The organism is Bombilactobacillus sp. ESL1092, assembly GCF_058107465.1.
Genome location: NZ_CM176594.1, coordinates 783,896 through 801,364, shown reverse-complemented (window position 1 = coordinate 801,364; position 17,469 = coordinate 783,896). Strand labels below are relative to the sequence as shown.

The 17,469-nt window shown below is 37.9% G+C and carries 15 protein-coding genes; 8 read left to right on the top strand and 7 right to left on the bottom strand.

Translation table 11 applies throughout. The features are described 5' to 3' along the window. Positions 1-104: 104 nt before the first annotated feature. A complete protein-coding gene (locus AC3B6Y_RS03660; protein ID WP_489769415.1) occupies positions 105-1,088 on the top strand; it encodes a LacI family DNA-binding transcriptional regulator in 984 nt (327 codons plus the stop codon). Positions 1,089-1,171: 83 nt separating this feature from the next. Here AC3B6Y_RS03660 and AC3B6Y_RS03655 read toward each other — a convergent pair whose 3' ends face one another. Beyond that, entirely contained in the window at positions 1,172-1,942 is a 771-nt protein-coding gene (locus tag AC3B6Y_RS03655) for a tyrosine-protein phosphatase (protein ID WP_489791428.1), read from the bottom strand. A 59-nt stretch (positions 1,943-2,001) separates the two neighbouring features. On the opposite strand from AC3B6Y_RS03655, the gene AC3B6Y_RS03650 reads away from it, so the two are divergent. Together AC3B6Y_RS03650 and AC3B6Y_RS03645 are read left to right on the top strand one after the other, a co-directional pair. Then, positions 2,002-2,745, top strand: a complete 744-nt coding sequence (locus AC3B6Y_RS03650) for a glycosyltransferase family 2 protein (protein ID WP_489769417.1) — start codon at positions 2,002-2,004, stop codon at positions 2,743-2,745. Between the two features lie 17 nt (positions 2,746-2,762). Further along, complete coding sequence (locus AC3B6Y_RS03645; protein ID WP_489769418.1) at positions 2,763-3,143, top strand: YueI family protein; 381 nt, start codon at positions 2,763-2,765, stop codon at positions 3,141-3,143. Positions 3,144-3,246: 103 nt separating this feature from the next. Here AC3B6Y_RS03645 and AC3B6Y_RS03640 read toward each other — a convergent pair whose 3' ends face one another. Further along, complete coding sequence (locus tag AC3B6Y_RS03640; RefSeq protein WP_489756788.1) at positions 3,247-5,571, bottom strand: HAD-IC family P-type ATPase; 2,325 nt, start codon at positions 5,569-5,571, stop codon at positions 3,247-3,249. Between the two features lie 73 nt (positions 5,572-5,644). Here AC3B6Y_RS03640 and AC3B6Y_RS03635 point away from each other — a divergent pair, with 73 nt between their 5' ends. Together AC3B6Y_RS03635 and AC3B6Y_RS03630 are read left to right on the top strand one after the other, a co-directional pair. Beyond that, the gene (locus tag AC3B6Y_RS03635; protein ID WP_489791427.1) at positions 5,645-6,292 is read left to right on the top strand and encodes an HAD hydrolase-like protein; all 648 of its coding nucleotides are present in this window, start codon (positions 5,645-5,647) and stop codon (positions 6,290-6,292) included. Beyond that, positions 6,289-7,212 (top strand): alpha/beta hydrolase, encoded by a 924-nt coding sequence (locus AC3B6Y_RS03630; RefSeq protein WP_489791426.1) that lies wholly within the window; start codon positions 6,289-6,291, stop codon positions 7,210-7,212. The genes AC3B6Y_RS03635 and AC3B6Y_RS03630 overlap by 4 nt, the downstream gene beginning before the upstream one ends. Before the next feature lie 176 nt (positions 7,213-7,388). Here the strand turns inward: AC3B6Y_RS03630 and AC3B6Y_RS03625 are convergent, their stop codons facing one another. From AC3B6Y_RS03625 to AC3B6Y_RS03615, 3 genes are all read right to left on the bottom strand, one after another. Then, on the bottom strand, positions 7,389-8,801 hold the full coding sequence (locus tag AC3B6Y_RS03625) for a C69 family dipeptidase (protein ID WP_489791425.1): 1,413 nt from the start codon (positions 8,799-8,801) through the stop codon (positions 7,389-7,391). A gap of 154 nt (positions 8,802-8,955) precedes the next feature. Beyond that, the gene (gene fba, locus AC3B6Y_RS03620; RefSeq protein ID WP_489756784.1) at positions 8,956-9,870 is read right to left on the bottom strand and encodes a class II fructose-1,6-bisphosphate aldolase; all 915 of its coding nucleotides are present in this window, start codon (positions 9,868-9,870) and stop codon (positions 8,956-8,958) included. A gap of 677 nt (positions 9,871-10,547) precedes the next feature. Next, positions 10,548-11,366 (bottom strand): helix-turn-helix transcriptional regulator, encoded by an 819-nt coding sequence (locus tag AC3B6Y_RS03615; protein WP_489756783.1) that lies wholly within the window; start codon positions 11,364-11,366, stop codon positions 10,548-10,550. Positions 11,367-11,524: 158 nt separating this feature from the next. On the opposite strand from AC3B6Y_RS03615, the gene AC3B6Y_RS03610 reads away from it, so the two are divergent. From AC3B6Y_RS03610 to AC3B6Y_RS03600, 3 genes are read left to right on the top strand one after another with little or no spacing between them, the layout of a single operon-like run. Then, entirely contained in the window at positions 11,525-13,189 is a 1,665-nt protein-coding gene (locus AC3B6Y_RS03610; protein ID WP_489756782.1) for a glycoside hydrolase family 43 protein, read from the top strand. A gap of 8 nt (positions 13,190-13,197) precedes the next feature. Next, a complete protein-coding gene (locus AC3B6Y_RS03605) occupies positions 13,198-13,470 on the top strand; it encodes a hypothetical protein (protein WP_489791423.1) in 273 nt (90 codons plus the stop codon). Between the two features lie 56 nt (positions 13,471-13,526). Then, positions 13,527-14,441 (top strand): MFS transporter, encoded by a 915-nt coding sequence (locus tag AC3B6Y_RS03600; protein ID WP_489791422.1) that lies wholly within the window; start codon positions 13,527-13,529, stop codon positions 14,439-14,441. Positions 14,442-14,594: 153 nt separating this feature from the next. Here the strand turns inward: AC3B6Y_RS03600 and AC3B6Y_RS03595 are convergent, their stop codons facing one another. Continuing rightward, positions 14,595-15,767 carry an ROK family protein gene (locus tag AC3B6Y_RS03595; protein WP_489756780.1) on the bottom strand — a complete coding sequence of 391 codons (1,173 nt, stop codon included), beginning with the start codon at positions 15,765-15,767 and terminating at the stop codon, positions 14,595-14,597. Between the two features lie 172 nt (positions 15,768-15,939). Then, entirely contained in the window at positions 15,940-17,436 is a 1,497-nt protein-coding gene (xylB, locus tag AC3B6Y_RS03590) for a xylulokinase (RefSeq protein ID WP_489769423.1), read from the bottom strand. Between the last annotated feature and the right edge of the window lie 33 nt (positions 17,437-17,469).

Genomic DNA, 17,469 nt, shown 5'->3' with positions numbered 1-17,469 from the left:
AATTGACGAACCATTCTTTTTGTCCTAACCACTTTTTCATAGCAACTTTTTTGGTCAAAATAGTTGAGCTATAATGAAACTAAAAAAGTGGGGAGCAATGTTAGGTGCCAAAATTAGAAGATGTTGCGCAACTGGCAGGAGTTTCGAAAACGACGGTTTCACGTGTCTTGAATCGCCGCGGCTATTTAAGTCAAACGACGATTGATAAAGTTTATGCAGCCATGGACCAATTGGATTATCATCCCAATGTTGTGGCACGCCAATTGTATCATCATAAAACGGACTTGATTGGTATCTTATTACCATCTGTGGCGGATCCTTTTTTTGGTGAGTTGACTACGAGTTTGGAGAATCAATTATATCAACAAGGCTTTAAAGTTTTAATTGGTAATTCGATGAATAATTCGCGTAAGGAAGCGGACTATTTGGATCAACTATTAATTAAACAGGTGGATGGTTTAATTGTCGGTACGCATAATCAAGGCTTAAGCCAGTATCAGAAAAAAAATTTGCCGATTGTGGCGATTGATCGCATTGTCAGTGATGACATACCCATTATTGCTTCGGACAACTTTCACGGCGGTCAGTTAGCGACCCAACATTTGTTGGATCAAGGCGTCACGAAAATTATTCATACGAATGGTCCCCATGATCTCGCTACGCCCGCCCAACAGCGAAGGCGAGCTTATGAACAAGTGATGCAAGACCATCAGTTAACGCCAGTGACGTATGAACTAGATTTTAATATTAGTGCCGCGGCTAAGCAGCGCGTTTTTCAAAAGATTTTTCAAGAACATCCAGATGTGGAAGCTATTTTTGCCGCTAATGATACAGACGCGATCTTAATTTGCCAAGTGGCTCTAGAATTTGGGCGCCGAGTACCTGACGATTTGTTAGTAGTGGGCTATGATGGCACTACTTTATTACAAAACCTCTTTCCACAATTAACGACTGTTGTGCAGCCAATTGCTCAATTAGCGCAACTGGCGGTTGAAGTTTTACAGCAAAGATTACACGGACAAGCCACAGATTCGGAATATATTTTGCCCGTCCAATGGCATGCCGGCCAAACTGGTTTCCAAAAATAAAGAGAGTCCCTTGTACAAGTTTCAATTGGATCACAGTTGCTACTTATTGGTAACTGGATCACGAACTTGATGAAGGGACTCTTTTATATGGAATCTTTGGTAGTGTATAACTGAAGTAAAAGTGCTTTTTTAGTGGGGCTTAAACCCAGAATTTGTTGTTCAAATTTTGACCAGGAACCATACACTGCCGTTACGGCCGTCTGAATAGCCACAACAGCAGCTTGATCCGCGGGTGTGAAATTCATTTGTTGAATAGTTTGATCGTTAGGATTATCTAAATAAGCTAGATCAGTGGCGTGGGTGTACATGAGATTAGTCAGGAGATAATCTTGCGTAATATAGTCGATGGGTACTTGTAAAACTAGGAGTAGTAAAATGGCTAAAATGCCTGTGCGATCTTTACCCGCTGAACAATGGAAGACAACGGATTGATTGGGGTGCTGATTTTCTAATAAAACCGCGAAAAAATGATAAAAAACTTGTTGGGAATAATGATCTAAGACAACTTGTTGGTACATGCCGGGTAACCCAGAAAATTGTTGGTCCGGGGGCAATGTTTGATAAAGCTTATCACCGGTAGTAGTACTAGAAGGTGCTGCATAGAGTGGTGCGGCAATTAATGTTAAAAATGAAGTCTCGGGATCCGGCCAATTTTTTCGTTCATATTCAGATCGCAAATCAAAACTGTAGCGTAAGCCGTAATGCTTTAAGTAGCGCAATTCACGCGGTGTTAAGGCGCTTAAGTAACCGGCACGCAAAATTTTGTGCCAGCGAATGTGACGGTAGTCGGTTGTGGGATAACCGCCCAATTCTCGAAAATTATTAGTGTTAGAAAATTGAAAAATTCTTTGCATTGAGAATCCTCACTGAAATTAATACAATATAGGTATTGAAAATTAGGAGACAGTTTATAGTGAAATTAACGTTAGTGATGCCTTTGTATAACGAAGAACAATTGCTCCGACGTAGTTTAACGTCCATTGTTCAACAAATTAATCAGAATTTTGAATTGTTGATGGTTAATGATGCTTCCACTGATCAAACGGTGGCGATTGCCCAAGAGTTTGTCCAACACCACGCTAACTTTCGGTTAATCAGTCAGACAACTAATCAAGGCATTTCGGCGGCTCGCAATCGGGGAATCTTAGAAGCACAGGGGGACTTAATTACTTTTATTGATGGTGATGACTGGCTGGAACCACAATTTACCGATTATTTTTTAACGTGCTTTCAAGATCAACAATTAGACTTAGCCGTGTGTGGTTTTGTTAAAGAATCTGCGAAGAAAGTCCTCAATAAAATCCAACCATTGCCCCCAGCTTATTATTCGCAAGCACAATTAGTTAAACAAATAACTAAAATGACAAATGGCTCGGTTATGGGTTACACCTGGAATAAAGTTTATCGTCTGACAACGATTCGCAAGCATCATTTAACTTTTGCACCCGACTTGTCTTTGATGGAAGATCAGGTATTTAATATCAAATACGTGGCGTTGACAAGTCGCTTCTATGTGGACTCTACGCCATTGTATCATTACTGGCAACATGGTCAAAGTGCAACCCATACGTATAACTTGCAGCATGTTAAAAGTATTGGTCAGGCTAATTATCGAATTTTGAAAACTTTGTATCAAGTTAAAAAGTATCATCTTTGATGAATCTAGGTGTAGAAATGACAAGTGTAGAAGACTATTTAAAGCAAAATGTTTTTGGCAAGCCGCAACTAAAACCCGATGAAAAACGTAAATTTTTGGGTAATTTTCAAGAGCGAGTCGCGTTAGCTTTAACGGTAGCACAAGTGCGCCAAGTGCAAAATTTAGCAGTAGTTAAACAAGTCATGCAAAGATATCCGCAGTATCATTTGTATATTAATGGTCGTTTGAGTCATAGTTATCGTCAGCCATTAGTGAAACTAGCGGTGCAATTAAATTATGCTTTTACGATTATCAATCAACAAAATCTGAGAACCGCCACTAAAGCATTAGGTGATCAAGAAATGGGATTGGTGATTGCGGATGCCAAACAAGCTGTTAAAGGCCCAATTCTGATTTAATTTAAATGATGGTTAACAACAAATTAATCATTCAGTTTACAAAGTCAAACTTCAATTTTTTGCTTAATCGTTCCTCAGCTTTTAGGCGACTTTTGTCGCGGTATTATTTGAAGCAGTAACGGACCAGAAATTCACGTAAAATTTTAAATACCGGATAAAAGGTGATTAGGATGATTAAGCTCCAATAAAGTTGTTGATGGTGAAACAAATTCAACAGCTCAAACGGTTTACCCCAACCAATGAACATGAGTAGATTAGTGATAAAAAGGAGGGTGAAAATAATTAGTGTACCGCGATTAATGGGGCGCGAGATAGTCCATAATGCAGCAAAACTGATCATGCTAACGGCAAAAACTGCCAAGGTAGAAGTTAATGGGTAATGAAGTTGATACTTAGTACCAAATAAGACAAGTAAGACTACAAATAATGTAATATCTAAAGCAGCTGGCAACGCCACTTGCATGACATTTTTGTAAAAGCGGCCTTCAGGAGGACGAAAATCAGGCTGCAAGGCTAAAAATAAGGTGGGAATTCCTACGGTTAAAGCGTTAATCGGCGTTAATTGTGCCGGATGAAAAGGATAGTTGGTGCGCATAACAATAAAACAAATGGTTAACAGCACTGAATACATAGTTTTAATCAGATATAAGGCTGCTACTCGTTCAATGTTATTAATAACGCGCCGCCCTTCATTCAGAACGTAAATCATGGAATCAAAATCTTGGTTTAATAAAACAAAGTCGGCAGCACTTTCAGCGGCATCACTGTTGCCCGCAATAGCAATGCCACAATCCGATTGGCGCATTGCTAAAACATCGTTGACTCCATCACCGGTCATGGCGATTTGGTGCTGGTTTTGTTGTAAACCTTTGATTAATTTTTGCTTTTGCTCCGGTAAAGTGCGCCCGAAAACGGTATATTTTTGGGCAATTTGGCCGTAATCTTCGAGGGGACGGTCTACAGCCACACTGGACATATCAATAGCTTTGATGTCGGTACTTAAATTAACTTGTTGCGCAATGGTTTGAACGGTAGCTGGATCGTCGCCAGAAATGATTTTTAAAGCGACACCTTGCGTTTGAAGATATTGAAAAGTATTAGCCGCCGTCGGTCGCACTTCATCTTGAATCAAAAGATAGCCTAAGAGTTGTGGCTGTTCAATGGTTTCAGTAATGAGTTTTGGTGATTGGACGACAGCCAAGACACGATAACCTTGTTGCGCATAAGTTTGCGCGCGCTTAATTTGGTCAGTGTCATGTAAGATAAAATTCGGGGCACCTAAGGCAAACGAGCCTTGGTGTTTTAAATTAACGGCGGACCATTTACGTTGTGAAGAAAAAGCTACGATACTCTCAATGGCTGGTAAATCAGCTGCTGGTTCTTGCGCTGTTAAAATGGCCTGGGCCGTTTCATTGGTTTCATTGGTAGCACGAACGATAGTTTGACTAATGGCTAACAACTGTTGCGTAGTTAAACTTTCCGCAATTACTTGAGTTAATTGCAGGTTGCCCGTGGTAATGGTGCCAGTTTTGTCTAAACATAGTGTATCAACGCGTGCTAAGGATTCGAGCGCCGTCATAGATTTGACTAGGACTTGTTTATGGCTCAAGTGAACCGCGCCAACGGCCAGGGCCACAGAAGTTAGTAAGACGAGTCCCTGAGGAATCATGCCGATAATGGAGGCGGAGGTCCCTAAAATGGCCGCTGACCAATTATGGGAATGCTGAAAACTGCTCCAAAAGAGCAACAATCCTAAGGGGACAATGATATAGGTGAGAACTTTGATAATTTGGTTGATGATGTTTAATAATTGTGAAACATTGTGCTGTTGTTGCTTGGCAGAATTTGCTAAGCGATTCGCAAAGCTTTGCTCCCCCACAGCCGTTAATTCAACCAGGGCCTGGCCACTAACAACGGAACTGCCGGATAGAACTTGATCATTTTCGGTTTTAATGACTGGAGTTGATTCGCCAGTAAGGTTAGATTCATCAACTTCTAAATGGGAGGTTTGCCGAACGCGACCATCGGCGGGAATTTGGTTACCACGCTGTAAGATTACGAGATCATGCAAGACTAATTCATCTTGAAAGACCGTAGTTTGCTGTCCAGCACGGAGAACTTGGGTTTTTTGGCGATTTAAAAAAGTTAAATGATCCAACTGCCTTTTAGCGTGGATTTCTTGATATGTACCGATGATAAAATTGGCGACGACGGGTCCTAAAAAGAACAGATTAGCGAAACGACCAGTGCTAAAAATCAAAATGGCAATGACTAAATTGACCAGATTAAATAAAGTAATCAGATTTTTTGATATAATTTTAGAGATTGGTGTGGAATTTTGATTTTTGACCTGATTAGTATTGCCATGCTGGCACTGTTCTTGCACCTGTTGTTGACTCAGACCAGTTTGGACGTTAGTACCTTTCATGAGTTCACCTCAATTATGATATACGAATGATTGTAGTCTTATTTTGTAAAAAAATTGTGAAGAAGGAATTAATTTGTTAAGAAATATTTTTTTTGATTTAGATGGAACCCTAGTTGATAGTGGCTTAGGAATTATGAATTCCTTGAAGTTTGCGTATCAAACGGAAGGCTTAGTAGTCCCAGCTGATAGCCAACTACGGAAGTTCATTGGGCCACCTTTGATGGAAAGCTTGGCGCAATACAGTCAAATTCCGGCACATAGTGAATTGTCGACTAAACTGATTGCAGATTTTCAAGATTACTATGGTCGAAAAGGTTGGTTAGAATTAAATCTTTATCCGCAGATTACTGAAATGTTAGCACAATTACGTCAATTAGGAAAACAACTTTTTGTGGCAACGGCTAAACCGGAGAATTTTGCGCGTCAAATTTTAGCAGAATTACACTTAACAGACCAATTTAATGGTATTTACGGTGCTGATTTGAGTGAAATCATGTCTAAAAAAGAGATCATCGCTCAAGCTTTGACTGATAATCAATTAACAGCTGCAGAAACGCTGATGATTGGTGACCGTAATACGGACGTTCTCGGCGCAAAAGCTAACCAAATAGCAACGATTGGGGTATTGTACGGTTTTGGTACGGCTCAAGAATTACAGCAGGCGGGTGTCATTGATTTAATTGAGCAACCGTTAGATTTAGTGAAGAAGGTTCAGGCATGATTAAAAAGCACTGGAAAGCATTGGTGATCACTTTAGTCGTGTTGTTGCTCGCGGCAGATTTGGGTGGCGCCTATTATTTGTTTAATTTTGCAATTAAAAAGGGGGGCTACAGTGCCCGTAACGCTGGTCAAGCATTAACGACCAGTGAGCTATGGGCCAAAAAAGCGCCGCAGCAAGTTTGGCAGCAAACAACAAGTGACAAAGCACGAGTTCATTTAAAAGCGCGCTATTATCCAGCTGCTCAGACGACGAAGAAAACGATGTTATTAGCCCATGGCTATGGCGATAATAGTTTAACAATGGGTGCATATATTAAATTATTCCATCAAGCAGGCTATAATGTGTTGGCACCGGATGATCGCGCTTCAGGACGCAGTGGTGGCCAATACTTAGGATACGGTTGGTTAGATCGCAAGGACTATCAAGGTTGGGTGCAGCAAATTTTACGTAAAAATGGCATGCAGAGTCAGATTGGTTTATTTGGCGTTAGTATGGGTGCGGCCACGGTTATGTATTATTTGGGGTTAAACGTGCCGCAGCAAGTCAAATTTGCGGTCGCCGATTGTGGCTACGCTTCGATTAAGGGTGAATTGGAACACGAATTACAGGCCCTCTTTCACTTGCCAAGTTTTCCGTTGATTCCAACCGCTAATATGTTTACTAAAATGATTGCCAAGTATAGTTTTTATTATGCGGATACTGCGCAAACTTTAAAGCATAATCACGTACCACTGTTTATTATTCACGGTACTAAAGACACTTTCGTGCCGACTAAAAATGCGCGGATTAACTATGATAATGACCATGGTCCTAAAAAATTGTGGTTAGTGAAAGGCGCTAGTCATGCGCAGTCTTATCAAAAACAACCACAACAATATCAAACCAAAGTCTTAGACTGGGCACAACATTATTTTAAATAGTTGGGTTTTAATATCAGTTGTATATGTAAAAAAGAACTTTCCGGATGGAAAGTTCTTTTTTTGCTTTGAAGCGGAATTGAGCACAATTTTTATGTGACATTGCTCTCAGAAGCATAAGTTTGTATCTAGCTACAGTAATAGTGTAGCTTTGACCCGCTCTTTGTCACAACTTTAATTTAATCGTGCAAAGTAAATTGTAAATTCATCCGTGGAGCCACTAAGCCCACCATCTCACCTAATAATTCGGTCGAATTGGTCAAAGAAATTTGGGCCATTTGGTCATTAACTTGGGTTAAATAACTGGGGACATCACTTTCTTTAATCGCTTGTTGATCGGCTTGAATTTGTAAATGACGACAAGCGGCGACCGTTTTTTGTTCGAAAGCATTCTCGGAATCTTCAACCAAATTAAAATGTCCATCACCAAAAGCGGCTAAAGTATTAGCTAACCAGTACATTTTTTGAGGATCAAATTGGTCAGTGGTATCGCGATAAGTTGCTGGAGTATCATTAATATTAGCATAAAAAGGAATTACTGCGTTAAAAGTATTGGGGCCAAAGGCTAACCAATGAACACTGGCAATTTCTTGAGGAACATTATTGCGAATCTGTAAAATGTGTAACTCTTGATTGCGGTTGATGCCGATAGGCCGGAATAATTTCTTTTGTTCCGCACTATTGGTTGTACCATAAACATCATACGGCGTGTTTTGGTAATGGGAACTTAAGACAAACTTGACATCTTCAATGCTGATTTTTTTCGTTGTTTGACAAATAAAAGGCAAGTCTTGATCAATTGGTGTCGTTTGAAATTCGGGATTGAAATATTTTTGTCCGAACCACGCACGAGGATTATTGTAACGAGTATCTTTGATAGTGGCACTACCAAAAATATGACGTAAATTATAGCCTTCGGGATCGGGATTTAAGTTGTTTTGTTCAATTAAGTCCTCTAAATCGCTACAGCAGAGGGTATCGGGCGATTGAAAATCAAAATCAGTAATGTTAAAGCGATTAGGAGCAATTACATAAGAATCATCAGGAATCCGGATTGCGGCCCAGTGGTGACCGGCAATACTTTCGAAATACCAAACTTCATCATTATCGGCAAAGCAAATGCCGTTAGTCTCATAGGTGCCGTAGTCTTCTAACAATTGTCCTAAACGTTCTACTCCTTGGCGCGCACTGTGGATATAGGGCAAGACAATGGTGGGGATATCTTCTTCTCCTAAGCCATCGTCGACTAAGGGGTCCAGCCCCAAAATGCGACTGTTGGTGGTAATCGTTTCTGTAGCACTCATAGCGACATTTTCACTATTGATCCCTGCCGCTGCCCAGAGCCCGTGACCACTAACAGCTTCCGGAGTGGAAGTATAGCCTAACGGATTGGCTGGTAAATCCAAATTGAATTTACTTAAAACAGCTTGATAATGATGCGGTTGATCTTCAGGTTTCACGTAAACAAATTTTTGTGGATGCAGCGGTGCATTACCGTCTTCATTGCGCGCAATGATGGTCGAACCATCAATGGATGCATTCTTTCCGACTAGAATTGTTGTACAAGAACCTTTTTTTCGGTGTGGTTTCATGATAAGCCTCTCTTAATTATTTATTTCACCTATATTTTAAGCCAATTCCTGAAGAAATACAGTAGGTTTCACGGTTTTTATCGAATTTCCAAATCAAAAAACGCAACTGGCTGAAAAATTGCCAGTTGCGTTTAGTCAATAAATTTAATTGTTATTATTCTTCGTTTAAGGAGCTACGATCAAAGGCAGCAGATTTTAATTCTTCATCAATTGATGGAGTACCTAACCAACCGATCATTTCCTTCATGGAATCAGTAATAGCTTCAGCACCAGGAAGAAGTAACTTACGAGGATCATAACCCTTGTTAGCTTTATCTTCATCTTTGTGTTCTTCAAAGTATTTACGAGTAGCTTCTTGGAAAGCTAATTGGAATTCTGTGTTGATGTTCACTTTAGAAATACCAAGAGAGATCGCCTTCTTGATTTGTTCTTCAGGAATACCAGAACCACCATGCAAAACTAAAGGTACATCAACGGCATCAGCGATTTCTTTCAAACGGTCAAAGTTTAAGCCCGTCCAGCCTTCTGGATAAACACCGTGGATATTACCAATTCCACAAGCTAATTTGTCAACGCCAGCAGCAACAAAGGCTTTAGCATCTTCAACAGAAGCTAATTCGCCACCTTCAGCACCTTGGTTTTCACCGATTTTACCAATTTCAGCTTCAACAGAAATACCACGTTCATGAGCCAACTTAACGATTTCTTTGGTCTTAGCCAAGTTCTCTTCTGTTGGTAAAGCATGACCATCAAACATAACTGATGAATAGCCTAATTTGATACATTCAATGGCTGAGTCATAGTCACCGTGATCCAAGTTCAAAACAACTGGAACGGAGATGTTCATGGAATCCATTTGATCTTCGACCATGTCTTTGACGAATTTGTAACCACCCATATATTTAGCAGCGCCAGTAGAAACTTGAATTAATAATGGAGTTCTTGTTTCTTCAGCAGCCCGCAAAATAGCGCGTGTCCATTCAACGTTGTTAGTGTTATAAGCACCAACAGCATAATGATTTTTCCGTGCGTCTTTAAAGATTTGATTACCGTTATCTAAATAAGCCATTTAAATACCCTCCTAGATGTACAACCTACAGACACATTGTACCGTAATTCTGAAAATGGAACAATCATTTCCATGATGTAATCGATTTTAAATCGGAATTGTTAGTAATTGTGTGATCTGAGCAACAGAACGAGGTAATTTTTTTCTTAATTTAGATAAAAAATGATAAAGCAAATGCCAAGACACAAACACCAATAATAATGTTCCAAAAATATCGAGCTAAAAATTCCCAACCATTATTAATAGGCTGAGAGCGCTTTTTGTTTTTAGATACAGGGATAGTTTTATTTTTAAAATCTGAACCAAAGAGCAGTTCTTCAACAGGTACCTTGAAACAAGCGGCAATCGCCTGGATTTTATTTAGGTCAGGAGTAGCTTCTTGAAGTTCTCACTTGGAGATGGTTTGGCGGGTAACATTTAAACTTTGAGCTCATTGTTCTTGTGAGATTCCTTTTTCTTTTCTTAATTGTAAGAGTTGAGCTGCAAATTGGATTTTCATAGGTTAAGGCTCCTTGCTTTTTTAATCTAAATATAGCTAAAAATAGCGAGTGCTACCAGCAAATTTTCCCGGGAAATTGCGCAAATTAAAATGGCATATGGGCAATTCTAATTTGCTTGTTTTTAAATACTTATTCTGAAACTTTTTCTATCTCTCAAAAAAATTAAATCATGTAAAACTAAAGAGATGTTTGTTCTTGGCGAACTTGAATAGGTAATTTACCATACATTTTTTTAAAAAGATTTCGAGTAGTTCTAGGATTTTTGAGACCATATTTATTCATAAGATCTTTAATAGATAAATCAGTATCAATTAAATCCTGATAAAAGGCGGTTAATCTTAATTTATAAATATATTGTGTAATTGTGATATCGGTTTGCTGTTTAAATAAGCGGGATAAATAACTGGCGTTGTAATCAAACATTTTGGCTAAATCCTGGACCTTGATTTGCTGTGTAAAGTGATTATTAATGTAAACGATAATGTCTTTTAAATAACTAGTGCTTTCCGATGTTTGTTCTTGACTTTGAGCAAAATTGTCGATTAATTGTTGCATTATTTGCAAGATAATCGTTCCAATCTTTAAATTAGTGCTGGGAGTCTTGGTTTGAACGATGGTATTCAATTGCTTAAGTAGAGCCATAATTATTTGTGCAGGCTGGGAATTGTTATCAATGATTTGAAAATTTAACTTTTCCGGATGTGTCAGGTAAGGCTCGATGAATTGTAATGGTATTTGTAAAACTAGTGATTGATTGGGCGTATTAGTGACATCGTGAATAACACCGGAAGAAACTACAATAAATTGATTAGGATATACCGGATGAGTTTGCCCGTCAAAGTTAAATAATAGTTTGCCTTTCATCACAAAAACTAATTCAATACTACTATGCCAGTGAAAGGGTACATAACCATTGATAGTGACGTCTGATTCATAAAAGCGCACACCAATTTTTAAATTGGGAATAACATTTTCATGATGATCCAAAATTTTCATTACCTTTCTAAAAGTGACAATTCTTACATCTTAATGTTAATTTATTTACTAAACAAACTAAATCAATTGACACAAAATCGCTTTCATTATAGCATGATTTCAGTTAATTAATAACCAGATTATGCTATTAATCAATATTTTTAATGGGGAGAGTTTTTATGTCAGAGATTAATAATCCAATTATTCCGGGAATGGCACCAGATCCTTCGATCATTAGAGTGGGAGACGATTATTACATTGCTAATTCCACTTTTCATTGGAATCCAGCTATTCAAATTTTTCACTCCAAAGATTTAGTAAATTGGCAGCTAATTTCTTATGCACTAACAGCTGGAGAAATTAATTTGCGAGGAACTAATACACCAGCTGGTATTTGGGCACCACATCTATCGTTTGATGAACACCAACAGAAATTTTGGTTAATTTTTTCGCATATGCAAAATATGGCTGGTCGTGAATTTAACGCGGATTCCTATATTATGTCGGCTGATAGAATCACTGGTCCGTGGACTAAACCAGCTTATGTGACATCCATTGGATTTGATCCAGCCTTATTTCATGATACTGATGGCAAACATTATCTTTCTATTTTAGAGTGGGAAAGTCGTACTGGTTTTCAAGCTCCAGGACATATTGTCATTGCGCAGATTGATTTGCCAACTTGCAAAGTTGGTCCATGGCATCGAGTTGCGACGCACTTTACGACTAGAGGATGTGCCGAAGCACCACAAATTTACCGGCATAATTCCTATTATTATCTATTAATTGCTGCGGGGGGAACTGGTTATGCTCATGGAGTTGAAATTGGTCGCTCATCACAGATTTTTGGTCCATATCAACCTAACCCGACAGGCGAACCGATTATTACGTCTTCGCCACATCATCTTTTCTCTCTAGGCGATCCTGACGCGGGACATTTTGAAATGTATAATCCCAATTCACCAATGCAAAAAGCAGGCCATGGTTCACTGGTTGAAACTCCTAATCATGAATGGTATTTAGCACATTTGATGTCACGGCCTTTACCAACAACTAAGTTAAATCCATTAGGACGTGAAACTTCCTTACAAAAAATGGTTTGGAATCAAGAAGATTGGTTAGAAATGGCAGATGGCTCTAACTTAGCCAAAATTAAAGTTGCTGCTCCGAAAGGAACCACTGCTGTTCAATATGATCATGATAGTTTTCAAGATGAATTTGAACAAAAGACTTATGATTTACGTTTTATGACACCTTATCATGAACAGAGTTCTGATTGGGTTAATACGACTGATAATCCAGGTCATTTGCGCATTTATGGTCGTAATTCATTCTTTTCACAGGACGATCCATCTATTATGGCGACTCGTGCAACCTCCTTTAATTATGAGGTACAGACTAGTCTGCGATTTCAACCACAGCATTATTCGCAAACGGCTGGTTTAGGACTTTATTATGACTCTAATAACTGGTTGTACGCACGCTTATGTCAAACTGACGATGAACAAGGTGTAGTTTTAAGAATTTTACAAGCCAAATTAGGTGAACGCATTGATCATCTATTTAATGAAGTAGCGATAACTGCGGGGCATATTGAGCTCAAATTGAAGTATCAAGCAGGAATGGTGACTGTTAGTTACCGTTTTTCAACGAATGAATCATGGAAAATTTTGGAAAATCAGATTGATGTTACTTATCTATCAGATGAAGGCGTTAATGGAGAACCTGGTGAAATTGGTGGTTTTACAGGATTATTTAATTTTATCGGAGCAGTAGATGCTTACCAACATCAGTCGTTTGCGGATTTTGATTATTATCGCGTTGAAAATTTTAAAGAGGAGTAAGATGACCTATGAAAAAATTAACGATTCCTTTAAAACGTTTAGTTCCAGGATTGATTATTGGCCCAGCTAGTTGGTTAGGACCATATGTAACTTTAAATAGTTTATTTTTACCGGCAATTATTCAGCATTTAGATGCAGCTAATAAGGTGAATATTGTGGCGTTATTTTCAACTTGTGGTATGATTGCAGCCGCCTTATCTAATATGGTGGCTGGGGCCTTATCTGATCGCACCCGTTCACGTTTCGGCAAGCGGGCACCTTGGATTTTGGAGGATCTTTAGCGTTCATGATCTTAATGATTATGGCATCTTTTGCCAAGAGTATTCCTTAGTTATTAGTGATTTGGATTTTAGGACAAATTGCTTTGAATACTATTGTGGCACCAATGGTGGCTTGGTTAGATTTAGCTCCTGAAGAAGGAAAGGGAACTGCTTCTTCGGCTTATGGTGGCTTAGGGATGGCTTTGGGGAATAATGCCTTTAATATTGTTGGAGCAATGTTTTTAAGCCATTACCAATTAGGATTTTTGATTTTTGGTATCTTTACTTTTGTAGGAACTACAGTTGCGACGATTATTGTTCATGAACCATCTAATTTGGATGAGCAAATTGAAGTTTCTAAAAAAGATAAAACACATAATCATTGGTCTTGGAAAGAAGTTAAGGCAATTTTTCCTGTTTGGTCTGTTGGTCGCGATTATTATTTAGGATTAATTGGTAAATTTTTTCAAGGTATCGGCAATTTTGCGATTACAGGTTATATTTTGTATATTATGACTGATTTTTTACATCGTGGTAGTCAAACGCAATCTTCCATTCAGTTAGTTAATACTATTATGGTGATTTTGGGTGTCTTGATGGGCTTTACTGCTGGCCCTATTTCTGATAAATTGAAAATTTTAAAAATTCCAGTAGGTTTCTCAACGATTTTCTTAGCTATTGGTGCTTTGACCTTATTCTTAGTGCGTAATACGGCTGGAATTGTAATTTACTCATTGTTTGCCGGATTAGGAATGGGTATTTGGAACTCTTTAGATAATTTGTTAAATCTGGAAGTTATCCCGGATCAGAATCGAGTGGCCTTTTTCTTAGGAATTTATAATTTAGGTAATACTATTACTCAAGCTTTAGCACCAGTGATTGCGGCGGCGGTTATCTCTTGGTTCCATTTTTCAGCCATTTTTATTGTTTCATTTGCTTTTTCCTTAATTGGTGGAATTTCAATTTTGTGTATTAAATCAGTTAAAAAATAGTTGGATTGAGTTGTTAGAAATTCAATCTTAAAATAAAAGACTAGAGTTACAAAGTGGTTTAGAAGTTGAATGGTTTAATCTGATAATATCTAACTTCTACAATGTGCTCTAGTCTTTTATTTTTAATTCAAAAACAAATCTTGAACAGGATCATCAATCAATATTAGTGTTATTCAGAATCAAGTCATATTGATCTAAATCTAAAACGTGATGTGTAATTAACGAGCATGCTCCCAATAAAATAGCATGGTGTGAATGCTTAGTTAATTGTAAACTAGGAATCATTTTTAACTCACTGGTGGTCGCTTGAATTGCTTTAAAAATACTTGGCAGTTCTTCCATTAGCGGAGAATTAATAAATATTTTTTCTGGTGCAAAAGAAACCGCTGCATTAAAAATAATGCGAGCAATGGAGGTGATAAAAGAATCCAAAACTGCTTGAACTTCTGGATCGTTTTGTTGGAGTAATTGTTCGAGGTCTTGGCGATTAAAAGAAGATACTTGTTTTTGTTCTTTAACAGTGTCTAAGATGGCGTCTTCTGAGCAATATTGTTCAACTTTTTCATATTGATATTGATTGTGATGGGTAAACATTAAGGAATTACCGATTTCACCGGCAGCACCATTGGAACCATAGTAAAGGTGCCGATTTAAAATAATTCCGGCACCGATTCCTTTGTGGATGCTAATACATAAAATATTGTCTTCATTTTTAGCTTCGTTAAAATCACGTTCATAAACGGCTGATAAATTAGCTTCATTCTCTAAAATAACTGGAACATGATATTTGGTTTGGTATTTTTGAACTAGATCAATATTGTCCATTTTTAAAAATGGTGATTTGAGAATTTTATTTTGAAAAACTACACCATGAATGGAAAAGCAAATCCCCAATAACCCATTGGTAGTCTCAGTTTCTTGTTTTATAAACGTATCAATGGTTTGATCGATTAATTTGAGAATGTCTTGAATATTATGCTTAGTTAATTCCTTAGTTTGGTAGTAAGCAATACTGCCATTCAAGTAGTTAGCCATAAAGTGGAGGTGTCGATAACCAATATCAATACTGATGGTATACCCAAACTTTTCATTTAAACTAACTAAAACGGGTTTTCGACCGCCATTTTTGGAGGCTGAGCCATTACCAACTTCTTTCAAATAACCTACTTGTTCAATTTCATTGTATAGAGCGGTAATTGATGATTTATTAAGTTCTAAATTGCGGGCAATTTCAATTCGAGAAATAGGACCATTATTAATGACTTGCTGTAAAACACGATTGATATTATTTTGATGAAAAGCCTTACGACTAGCAATTTTGCTCATGCTTTTCCTACACTTTCTTTAGAATTTAGTTGGTTTAATTATACAACTTTAAAAAAAAGATATATAGAAAGTGTTTTTTGGCCCCTATGACAAAATGCTGTTCTAAATATTCTTTATTAACTAAAAAATCTCCAAGCAATCATTCTTACGCTTGAAGATTTTATAAATAACTTTAGTGCTTAAATTTGAGTAATTCCTTACTGATCTTTTTAGTTTGGGGATAAACTTCTTGATAGATTTGATGTAAAGCTTGATATTGTTGAACGTTATCTGGCTGAGGGGTATAACTTTTATTAAGATGGATAAAAGTGTTAGCACAGTTATTAAAGCTGTCAAACCACTTTAAGCCTACTGCGGCAATCATTGCTGCTCCTAATCCAGGACCTTGTTCTGTCGTTAAGCAAACAACTTTTTTATTAAAAATATCTGCTTGCATTTGTAACCATAACTGACTTTTAGCACCACCGCCAATTGAGACTACGGTGTCAAACTGACAGTTATTTTGAGTATAAATATCTAATAAATCTTGTAGACTAAATGTGATACCTTCCATAACCGCTCGCACAAAGTCTTGTTTTTTGTGATTGCGATCTATGCCAATAAAACTACCACGAATCTGTGAATCGGCATAAGGAGTACGTTCGCCTACCAAATAAGGAGTAAATAACAATCCGTTAGCTCCCAGAGTTGACTGCTGGGCATCAGCAGTCATATCTTCAAAGCTATTATTGGGATAAAAAGTTTGCTTAAACCAATTAAAGGAATCACCTGCTGCTAAAGTAACACCCATAGAGTAGTAAGAATTAGATATGCCATGGCTTTCAAATTGAAGTTTGCCTTGATAATTGGTTTTGTCAGTTTCGTATTTGAGAATTACGCCAGATGTACCAATACTTGATAAAACCATATTAGGCTTTAAAATACCTGCACCAATAGCACCGGCAGCGTTATCAGCAGCACCGGCAAATGTTTTAGTAGTAGTCTGTAAGCCGGTTTTTTGAGCAAAAGCTGGTGTTATGAACCCAGTAAAGGCTGTGGATGGTATTAAATGAGGACACATACTCAGTGGAATATTAAATGTTTGACAAATTTCTGAACTCCAATTTTGTTTTTGAGCGTCGAGCATGACGGTACCGGTGGCATCAGAATAATCAGTTGCTAGATTACCAGTAATTTGATAGCGTAAGTAGTCTTTAGGTAATAAAAAAAGTTGGGCCTGTTGCCAGATTTCTGGTTCGTGCTCTTGTACCCAAAGTAATTTAGGCAAAGTAAAACCTTCTAGCGGTTTGTTATAAGTTATATCGATAAAACGTGGCCCCATTTTTTGCATAATTTCTTGACATTGCGAAGTAGTACGAGTGTCGTCCCATAAAATGGCTGGTCTTAAGATTTGGTTTTGTTTATTCAATAAAACTAAGCCATGCATTTGTCCAGAAAAACTTAAGCCTTCAACTTGTTTTGCTTGAATGGGAGAAGATTGTAGCAATGTTTGAATCGCGTTGCTGGTGCCCGTGACCCATAAGTTGGGGTCTTGCTCACTAAAACCTGGCCGGGGATGACTAACTGCAAATGAAGAACTGGTTTGTGCAATGATGATTCCATCTTGAGATACGGCCGATACTTTAACTGCGCTAGTTCCTAGATCAATTCCTAATACATACTTTTCCATGAAACTCATCTCCTTGAAAATAATAAAGACTGA